This is a genomic window from uncultured Sunxiuqinia sp., assembly GCF_963974515.1.
Classification (GTDB): domain Bacteria; phylum Bacteroidota; class Bacteroidia; order Bacteroidales; family Prolixibacteraceae; genus Sunxiuqinia.
This window is the reverse complement of record NZ_CAXBDD010000228.1, coordinates 1-1,520: the sequence shown is the minus strand read 5'-3', so window position 1 is coordinate 1,520 and position 1,520 is coordinate 1. Positions and strand designations below refer to the sequence as shown.

The following is a 1,520-nucleotide window of genomic DNA, read 5'->3' as shown; positions in this document are numbered from 1 at the left end:
TTCCTTCTTCGCTTTCAACGCGCATTTCTCCCAAATGTTTTTCGACAAATTCTTTACAAAGGATCAGTCCCAGCCCGGTTCCCTTTTCGTTTAGCGTGCCGGGCGTCGAATAGCTTTCTTCAATACGGAACAACTTGTTTTGTGATGTTTCGCTGATACCCACTCCATTATCGGTGACGGAGACCTTTAGCCCTGTTGCCTCCTGTTGGGCCGAGACAACTACGTAACCGCCGGGGTGCGTGAATTTGATGGCGTTCGAGATCAGGTTTCGCAGCACGGTCGATACCATGTACCGGTCGGCAAAAACAGGGGCGTCGTGTGGAATTTTCTTGACGATGGTAATCGATTTCTGTTGCGCCAGGTCTCTAAGTAATTTCACGGCTTCGTTGATTAAAGTAACGCTGTCAACATATTCGGGATTGAACTCTGTTCTCCCGGATTGTGTGCGCGACCATTCGAGTAGGTTTAACAGCAGGTCCATCGCGTTTTGTGCCGAATGTTCGATGATGTTAACATACTTGTCAATTCCCTCATAGTCCTTTTCTTTAATTTGCTCGGCCAGTAGATTGGTGAATCCAATGATGCTGTTAAACGGACTTTTCAGGTCGTGAGCAATAATGGAGAAGAATTTGTCTTTGGTGGCATTCAGCTGGCGCAGGCGTATTTCGCTTTCCTGGAGACTTTTTTCGGCCTGTTTTCGCTCACTGATATCGCGGATGAAACTCTGGTAAGTGCCATCGGGCATGGCCTTCGAGTTCATTTCAACCTGGATTGTTTCTCCGTTTTTTTGTTTGATCTCCCGTTCTGTTTTAATCGTACGGCCTGATTTTAATAAATCATATCTCAACGGCTCTGTTTCGAGTTTTTCGCTGAGAAAAAGTTCTGATATGTTCATCCGAAGAAGTTCTTCGCGTGAAAATCCCGACAGCTCTGTCGCCTTGTCGTTGATTGTAATGAAGTTTCCTTCCGCATTGCCCTGAAAGAAAGCATCGGGGGCCATTTCAATGAGGCTCCGGTATTTTTCTTCACTCCTTTTCAGGGTTTCCTCATTTTGTTTTCGCTCGGTGATGTCCTGAATGATTCCGAAAACGATGCGTTTATCCGGGTCAAAAGTCGCAATGGAATGAATGTCCTTGATTTTACCGCTGCCGCCAGCTTTTATTTTGAATTCAACGTCGTAAGCAGCTCCGTGTGTCAATAAGTTTTCTATCGCCAGATCGAGCATGGGGCGATATTCAGGTAAGGTAAAATCTTTGATTGCGACATAGTCCAGATGGTCTTTATGGGCCTCATAGATTTTCACAGCACCTTCGGAAGCAAAAACTTCACGCGAATCCAGGTGCAGTTCCCAGTTGCCCGATTTGGATGCAATTTCGGCCTGGCGCAACCGCGCTTCATTGAGAGCCATGATTTTCTCCAACTGTTTGCGTTCGCTGATGTCGTGGATGATGGCGTGGAGCCGCTTACTGCCATTAAGCTCAATGGGGCTGAAAAAGATTTCAACATCGCGTAGGGAGCCG

Annotated in this window: 1 protein-coding gene; it reads right to left on the bottom strand. The window is 46.6% G+C overall.

Features of this window, described 5'->3' with window-relative positions:
* The coding region (locus AAC033_RS19145; RefSeq protein ID WP_339741198.1) for a PAS domain S-box protein at positions 1-1,520 on the bottom strand (1,520 nt) is incomplete at both ends.